Origin of the sequence: Nocardia wallacei, from assembly GCF_029868745.1 — a bacterium.
GTDB classification, from domain to species: domain Bacteria; phylum Actinomycetota; class Actinomycetes; order Mycobacteriales; family Mycobacteriaceae; genus Nocardia; species Nocardia wallacei_B.
In genome coordinates this window covers 1-1,422 of the sequence record NZ_JARWOP010000067.1, presented here as the reverse complement: position 1 = coordinate 1,422, position 1,422 = coordinate 1, and the positions used below count along the sequence as shown (strand labels likewise).

1 protein-coding gene is annotated in these 1,422 nt (G+C 66.5%); it reads right to left on the bottom strand.

What is annotated here, in order from left to right:
• Positions 1 to 1,422: SulP family inorganic anion transporter (locus tag QH470_RS04145; protein ID WP_425302599.1), on the bottom strand; the 1,422-nt coding region annotated here is incomplete at both ends.

Sequence of the window (1,422 nt, the reverse complement as noted above, 5' to 3'; positions counted from 1 at the left end):
TGCCGCCGGTGTTTTCGTGTTGGCGGGCCCAGTCGTGGATGGCTTCGTAGGAGGCGTGGTCGAGGAAGTCGACGGTGAGTTCGACCAGCACGTCGGTGCCGGTGGGGACCTTGGCGAGTTCCTTGGTCAGTTTCGGCAGCGCGAGGAAGGTGCAGGTGCCGTCGACACTGACGATCCACCGGTCGGTCCCGGTGACCGGCGCGGCGTGCACCGACACCTTCACCACCCGCCACAGCAACAGCACGAACGCCAGCGCCAGCCCGATCAACACCCCCTCGAGCAGGTTCAACAACACCACCGCGGCCATGGTGACCGCATACACCGCCAGATCCCCGGTACGCCGCGCGAGCCGGATATGGGCCAGCTTCACCAACTGGATCCCGACCACGATCAACAACCCCGCCAACGCCGACTTCGGGATCTGCTGCACCACCCCGACCAGCGCGATGGAGAACACCAGAATCCACACCCCGTGCAACCACGCCGACGCCCGCGACCGCGCCCCCGCCGCGACGTTGGTGGAACTACGCACGATCACCCCGGTCACCGGCAACCCACCCAACAGGCCCGAGGTCACGTTCGCCGCGCCCTGCGCCATCAACTCCCGATCGAAGTTGGTGCGTTCACCGGTATGCAGCTTGTCCACCGCCACCGCCGACAACAAACTTTCGACGCTGGCGATCAACGCGATCGTCAGCACCGCCAGCACGATCGCACCCCACTCCCCCGACGGCAGCCCGGGTAGCCCGATCGCGTCGAACAACGACCCGTCGATCACGATCCGCACCGGCTCCCCCGGCAACACCAGCGACAACACCGTACCGATCAACACCGCCACCAACGGGCCGGGAACGATCCGCACCCGCGCCGGCACCCACCGCCACGCCACGATGATCCCGATCACGATCAACCCGACCACCACATCCGCGCCATGCAAATGCAGCAACTGCGACGGCAACTCGGTCAGGTTCTCCCACGCCGAACTCCGTGACGCCCCACCCAGCAGCACATGCACCTGCTGCAACGCGATCGTCACCCCGATCCCGGCCAGCATCGCGTGCACCACCACCGGCGCGATCGCCAACGCCGCCCGCGCGATCCGCGACAACCCGAACACCACCTGCAGCAACCCCGCCGCCACCGTGATGAAACACGTTGTCTTCCACCCGAACTGATGAATGGTCTCCGCGACCACCACCGTCAACCCCGCGGCCGGACCGGACACCTGCAACGGCGACCCACCCACGAACCCGACCACGATCCCACCCACCGCGGCCGCGATCAACCCCGCCGCGATCGGCGCATCCGACGCGATAGCGATACCCAGCGACAACGGCAGGGCCACCAAAAACACCACGATCGACGCAGGCAGATCATGGCGAGAAACAGAAGACAAACGATCGGACCACGATCTCTCCGGCG